The sequence below is a fragment of the Candidatus Thiosymbion oneisti genome (assembly GCF_900092655.1).
GTDB classification, from domain to species: Bacteria; Pseudomonadota; Gammaproteobacteria; order Chromatiales; family Chromatiaceae; genus Thiosymbion; species Thiosymbion oneisti.
In genome coordinates this window covers 1-6,621 of sequence record NZ_FLUY01001763.1, presented here as the reverse complement: position 1 = coordinate 6,621, position 6,621 = coordinate 1, and the positions used below count along the sequence as shown (strand labels likewise).

The 6,621-nt window shown below is 56.4% G+C and carries 6 protein-coding genes; 4 read left to right on the top strand and 2 right to left on the bottom strand.

Features of this window, described 5'->3' with window-relative positions; translation table 11 throughout:
* Window positions 1-788, bottom strand: a 788-nt coding sequence (locus BQ17_RS18805; protein WP_089729747.1) for a DDE-type integrase/transposase/recombinase, incomplete at its 3' end; no start/stop codon positions are given.
* A 533-nt stretch (window positions 789-1,321) separates the two neighbouring features.
* On the opposite strand from BQ17_RS18805, the gene BQ17_RS18800 reads away from it, so the two are divergent.
* Genes BQ17_RS18800 through lysS form a run of 4 tightly spaced genes read left to right on the top strand, consistent with a single transcriptional unit; the run spans window position 1,322 to window position 5,683 of the window.
* Complete coding sequence (locus BQ17_RS18800) at window positions 1,322-1,606, top strand: hypothetical protein (protein ID WP_141699374.1); 285 nt, start codon at window positions 1,322-1,324, stop codon at window positions 1,604-1,606.
* The gene (locus BQ17_RS18795) at window positions 1,603-2,073 is read left to right on the top strand and encodes a hypothetical protein (protein WP_089729742.1); all 471 of its coding nucleotides are present in this window, start codon (window positions 1,603-1,605) and stop codon (window positions 2,071-2,073) included. The genes BQ17_RS18800 and BQ17_RS18795 overlap by 4 nt, the downstream gene beginning before the upstream one ends.
* 19 nt (window positions 2,074-2,092) lie before the next feature.
* Entirely contained in the window at window positions 2,093-3,694 is a 1,602-nt protein-coding gene (gene gshA / locus BQ17_RS18790) for a glutamate--cysteine ligase (protein WP_089729741.1), read from the top strand.
* Between the two features lie 21 nt (window positions 3,695-3,715).
* Window positions 3,716-5,683: a lysine--tRNA ligase gene (gene lysS, locus BQ17_RS18785; protein ID WP_089729739.1), complete on the top strand. Its 1,968-nt coding sequence runs from the start codon at window positions 3,716-3,718 to the stop codon at window positions 5,681-5,683.
* 109 nt (window positions 5,684-5,792) lie between these two features.
* Here lysS and BQ17_RS18780 read toward each other — a convergent pair whose 3' ends face one another.
* Window positions 5,793-6,491, bottom strand: coding sequence for a M48 family metallopeptidase (locus tag BQ17_RS18780; protein WP_089729737.1), 699 nt, complete (start codon window positions 6,489-6,491; stop codon window positions 5,793-5,795).
* Window positions 6,492-6,621: the final 130 nt, after the last annotated feature.

The window sequence follows — 6,621 nt, the reverse complement described above, 5'->3', positions numbered from 1 at the left end:
ACGTCAGCGATACGGCCATTGAAGCGCTCGATCATGCCGTTAGTCTGCGGGGTTCTGGGCTTGATCAGGCGATGTTCAATGTGGTTGTCGGCACACACCCGATCAACAGCGTGGGCGCCGGTGGGCTGGCGCTGGCCGGTGGCACAAAAGCGGTCGGTAAATTCCTTGCCGTTGTCGGTGAGGAGCTTGGTGATGGTAAACGGCGCCTTCTCGATCAAGCGTTTGAGGAAGCCGCTGGCGGCGGCGGCTGACTTGTCCGGGAGGAGTTCCACGTAAACCCAGCGGGTGGCGCGGTCGATGGCGGCGAAGAGATACTGCCGGTGGTCCTCATCGGGCATTTGGGGCAGGTACTTGACATCGACGTGCACGAAGCCGGGCGCATACGCCTTGAAGGACTTTACCGGTGTCTTAGCGCCTTCTTCCTGGGGCATCAGCGCCTTGAGATTCGACACGCCGTGGCGGCGCAGACAGCGGTCCAGGCCCGAGCGCGAAACCTCCGCGTGGATGAACTCGCGGGTCACCGCCAGCAGGTCGTCCAGGGGCAGCAGGAGGCTCTGGCGCAAGGCCACCACCACCGCTTCCTGGGCCGCGCTGAGGGTCGCCTGGAGCCGGTGCGGACGGTGTAAGGCATCGGCTGTCCCTTCGCGTTGACGCCATTTCGCTACCGTGTGGCGGTTGAGGTGATAGGTTTCCGCCAACCTCCGGTTGCTCACCGACGCGGGCTGAGCCTGGAGTTCCAGACGGATGGCCGGGGTCGTGCGGGCGTTCTGGTGCAGCTGGATGTTCATGATGGGTGTGATCGCTCAACTCAATTGGGGTAGGCTATGAGCTCGGTCAAACACTGCCGACCGGCCCCTCGCTTGCCGTCACGTTTCCTTCCGCGTCCTCTCCCGCGAGCAAGCGTAAAACTTCTCGGGCTTGCAGCAAAGGATCGTTCCTTCTCGGTATATAATCACACGGGACCTGACATGTACCTTTAACTACGGTTGCTCCATCATAATCTATGCGCGGCCCGCACGGATCAGGTCGCGGCGATAGTGGGCATAACCCACTTACCCTACCGGCAGCCGGTGACTGGTGGCTGGAAGCTGATAAAGTTATCGACGTCACGGCCCTCGTCCTGAGGTTCCAAGGCAGCCCTCCGATGCCATGGCTTGGGTAACTGAATAGTCACCGTAAAAATAGCTTATAATCGTTTTGAACTTAACTTCGGAAGTGTGAATGCTTGAAATACTTATTTTTCCTTGCATAACATAACCTTGAAGCTGCAGTTGCGGATGTTGAAGTTATCCGGACCCAAATCATAATGCGAGTGGTGATAATGAAGAATCTGCGCAGAACCGAGCTAATGGCTATGTTTGGCTTCACACCCAAACAGCTCCGACGGCAATACACTCAGGGGTTTCACAACCTAGTCAAGTACTTAGTCCGTCTTCGAAGGGATGGGGTTCTGGATGATGATGATTTCAATGAATTAATGAAAATGGCATCGGCTGCGTTCATTGAAGCTGAAGTAGCAACCATTGAGACTGAAATAGAAGATAAGGTTGAGAGGGTCTTGGAAGACAAGATTCCTATGGACTATTTACTAGGGCTCTGGAAATGACAGAAGAAATAGAAAAAGGCAAAAGTGATCTCACTGAAAAGAACAACGGGACAGAGCAGGAATCGCACGATTCTGCTCCTAAAGAACCCAAGGCTCTGCCGGAGCCTGAGTTACTAAAGAACCTTCCACCGGAAGCTCGCAAGGTAGTTGAGATCGGCATGATGTCTGCGCGGAGATTCGGTCCAATGCCGAATCCTCTGACAGATAAAATTACAGAAAAGCATATAGACAAAATATTGGAGATTGCTGCAAAAGACGATGAGCGCTCTTTTAAGGATACAGCGCAGTCAAGGAAATTCACGTTATTATATATTGTTATTTTTGTTGCACTTTTCACTTTTCTAACGGTTTTCCTCGTTGGAGCCGACAAAGATTTATACAAAGAAGCTATCAAGCTGTTTGCCGTTTTTCTGGGCGGATTCGGTGGTGGATTCGGTGTAAAGAGTTATATGGATCGCAATAAGTAAAAATCTTCCACTTCGGTGAATGGACCCCTACACCAACTACGACAGACGGTTGACCGGACTGGCGCGCGCACCGCTCGGTAACTGCCTGCAGGACGGTTTCATCGGTCTGGAAAAGGAGGGGCTGCGGGTGTCCCCGGCGGGGACCGTCGCCGCCTCGCCCCATCCCACCGTGTTCGGATCGGCCTTGATGCACCCGTATCTCACGACGGATTTTTCCGAGGCCCTGCTCGAAACCATTACGCCGCCGATGCGGGACAAGCAAGCGGTTCTCGCTTTTCTGCACGGCCTGCATGTCTTCGTCTACCACCACCTCGGTGACGAGCTCTTATGGGCGACGAGCATGCCGTGCGTGCTGGAGGGGGCGGACCCTATCCCGCTGGCCAGGTACGGTACCTCCAACGCCGCCCGCATGAAGACGGTGTACCGGCGTGGACTAGGCAACCGTTACGGACGCCCCATGCAGGTAATCGCGGGCGTTCACTACAATTTTTCGTTTTCCGATACCTTTTGGCCGCTGTATCGGGAGCTGGAAGGCTGCAACACGGAGCTGGGAGATTTCCGTTCCGAGGCCTACATGGCGTCGATCCGCAATCTCCAGCGGTTCGGTTGGCTCATTCCCTATCTCTTCGGCGCATCTCCGGCGGTCTGCAAGACCTTTGTGCAGAACCGGAATACGGATCTTGAGGCGTTCGACCGGAGCACCTACTTCTACCCCTATGCGACCTCCCTGCGGATGGGTGATAGGGGCTATCAGAATCTCAAGGCCGCCGGCACCGGGATGCAAGTGAACTATGACAGCCTCGACGCCTACCTGCGGAGTCTGGCCTGGGCCGTCCGGACCCCCTGTCCCGCTTACCAGGCCATCGGTGTCAAGGTCGGTGGGCGCTACCAGCAGCTCAATGCCAATCTGCTCCAGATCGAGAACGAATATTATGGTCCCGTACGCCCGAAACAGCCTCCCCGGTGGATGGAGAAGCCGAGTCTGGCCCTGCGCCAACGCGGTGTTGGCTATTTGGAACTACGCTCCCTCGATGTGAACGCTTTCCATCCCCTCGGCGTGACCGAGGAGCAACTCTATTTCCTGGATGCCTTTATGCTGTTCTGCCTGCTTACGGAGAGCCCCCGCATCGGTACGAGTGAGCGCCGGGCCATCGATGCGAACCTGCTCTCAGTTGCTCACCGAGGCCGCGATCCCTCCCTGGAGCTGGACCGGAATGGAAACGGCATCCGCCTCCGTCAGTGGGCGGAGGAAGTGTTGGATGCCATGCTCCCGGCCGCGGAGTTGATGGACGGTGGCAGCGGCGGTCCCTGTGCCAATAGCCTACGTCGGCAGCAAGAGAAGGTACGCGATCCGGAGCTGACGCCCTCCGCCAGGATGCTCGCCGAGATGCGGGCCAATGCAGAGAGCTTCTTCGACTTTGCGCAACGGACCTCGCAGCAGTACCGTGACCGATTCCGCGGTTCGTCGCTCGATACCGAGTACGAGACCTTGTTCGAGCGCCTGAGCCGAGAGTCGTGGGAGCGCCAACGGGAATTGGAGGAAACCGACGATATGGGTTTCGACGAATTCCTCGAGCGCTACTTTGCCCAAGGCGAGCAGGCATTGGATTTTCACCCCTGAGTTGGATGAGCCGAACAAGCGATGTGGAACGAAAAACTGATCGAAAAACTGACGGGCCCCCAGATCGTCAACGACTCGAAGACGCCATCCGGCAGGGTACATGTCGGTTCCCTGCGTGGTGTGTTGATCCACGATGCGATCTATCGGGCGCTGGTGTCCCATGGCTTCGATACGAGCTATTCCTATGGAATCGATGATTTCGATCCATTGGACGGGCTCCCCGCGGATGCGGAGCCCTGGCTAAAGGATTACCTGGGATATCCGTTATGCAATGTTCCCGCGCCGGAAGCATCTTCCGCCACCGATCTGGCCGATCACTATATATCGGAGTTCCTGGGTATCTTCAGTGAGCTGGGCGTGGGCGCCGAAATCTATCGCACGCGCGATCTCTATCGTTGCGGTCGGTTCAACGCAGCCATCGACGCGATCCTGAACAATGCCCATATCGTCCGCAAGGTCTACGCCGAGGTCAGTCATGCCGCGCGGGCGAGCAACTGGTTTCCATTTCAGGTTATCTGCGAACAGTGCGGAAAAATCGGCGCTACCGAGGTAACCGACTATGACGGCAAGGAGGTCTCCTATGAATGCAAGCCGGATCTGGTGACCTGGGCTACCGGTTGCGGGAACCGCGGGAAGGTTTCACCCTTCGATGGGAACGGCAAGCTGCCCTGGAAGCTGGAATGGGTTGCGAAATGGCATACCTTCGGCATCACGATCGAAGGCGCCGGTAAAGACCATTGCACCAAGGGTGGCTCCAGAGAAGTTGCGGCCGCATGTCTGCGCAGCATCTTCGGTGAGAACCCTCCGTTGAATGTCCCTTACGAATTCTTTTTGGTCGGCGGCGCCAAGATGAGCTCATCCAAGGCCGTGGGGACTGCCGCGCGGGAAATGGCGGACTTGCTGCCCCCGGAGGTCCTGCGCTTTTTAATGATCAGAACACCTCCGAGAAAGGCCGTAAACTTCTCGACCGACTGCGACTATTTGGTAAAGCTCTATAATGAACATGATCGACTCGTGGAATCCCATTTGTCGGGGCGAGCAACGGCCGAGCAGGAAAAGACGCTGCAGATGATCAAGGTCGATCCCCAATCGACGGCCTATCATCCGGTGGGTTTCCAGTTACTCACCGCCTTACTCCAGCTTCCACACATCGACGTCGAGAAAGAGATCAAACGCAGGTCAACGACCGGTCCAAGCACGCTGGATAAGGACAGCCTGCATAAGCGGCTGCGTTCCGCGCGCTACTGGCTGGAGCATTTTGCCTCCGAGGAAGACCGCTTAGCATTGCAGCCGAAGGTTCCGGATTCCGTAAACCGGTTGCGCGAGTCTCAACGCGCCTTTCTCAGCTTGTTGGGGAGCCGATTTCCTAGGGACCGGATAACGGAGGATGAATACCAGTCCTTCATTTTCGATATGGCGCGACTGACGCCGATCGATCACAGACTAGCCTTCCAGGCGCTTTACCGAGCGCTCTTCGATAAAGATCAAGGCCCAAAGGGCGGTGCACTGCTCTCTTATCTCGATACCGACTTCCTGATTGAAAGATTCTCGGAAGTTGCATACTCCGTCGACGGATTCTGGCACGAGACCAGCGTGACCCCGGAGCTCTGTGAGGGCTGGATCTCTGAGCATGAGCAATCGATCTCCGAAATGGAGTTTGCCCTGCTCGTCAATGCCGTGATGTCTGCCGGACCTTCTCCCGACTCAGGCCGGTCCTTGAGTGGAAGGGGCGTCGTGGAGGTCTATGCGAGGCTCGATAACGGCAGGGAACACACGATGCGCGTACTGTCCATCGACTTTGGGGGAGAAGGAGTCGATCTTGCGCAGGAGGCTAAACGTCTGGAGAAATACGGAAGCGGTTTTATACAGGGCCTGGCTGAAAAATTCCGACTGAGCTTCAAAGAAAGGGCACCAATCCGGATCACGCAAGAACACATGGATACTCCCATGCATCATTTCCCTACCCAAGCCTCATCAGGAGAAAGCTGACAGTTCTGCGAGCGTCAGGTATCGCCGGATCGAGGCAAAGGGATATCCGGTTGTTTTCGTAGATAGAAGACGTAGCGTGATAAGTGAACAATTCCAATACAGCGTCCGATCAACGGCAATCCCGATGCACCGAGTTACCGAGATCCTCTTCCACCCGACGGCGTGCCTCGCGAAAGGACACGGATGAAGAATCTCCGCCCTCAGAGAGAGTTTCCACGTGCACTTCCAAGGCCAGAATCCGACTTTGCAACTGGGGTTCGGAGATACTTGGTGATTGCTGCAGACAACGCAACGCCGAGGCCATTGCACCAGAGGCGAATCCGGCAGCAGAAAGTAGACGGAGCGCTGCCCGGTCAGCCTCCATCTCCACGTCCAGATCATAATGCTGTACGACCGTGCCACGGTCGATCCGCTCCACGGCAGAAGATAATCCCCGACAGAAGTGCCCTAGATCCTGGTGGGCGATCTCGTGGGCGAGCACGGCCGCAAGCTCTGATTCGTTACGAAGGAATGCGATGAGGCCATCACTGATCACAAAATGCCCGCCGCCGACAGCAAGGGCACTCGGCTCGGCATTCCTCAAAACGTAGAAGTTCCAAGGTTGGCGCATCGCTGGATCCACGACCCGGGCCAGGCGCATGCCAATACGCTGCACATAATCGGACACCGGATCCTCGACGGTGCGCAAAGGCCACTGCTCGCCGATCCGATGCATGGTGCGGATCCCTTGATCCTCGTCGATACGACAATCACTGTCACCGAACAGGCTGCCGAACAGCCAGAAAGACACCAATAGGGGAGAGATCACCCGTTTTTACCGCGGCAGCGTGCACCTACAGATACAGAATTAGTGGATAACCCCTAGTACCTAGTTTCGACCGATGTTGCAAGTTCATAGTATCTGCTTGCTCACACGCTTGGCTTTCACGCTCCGGCGC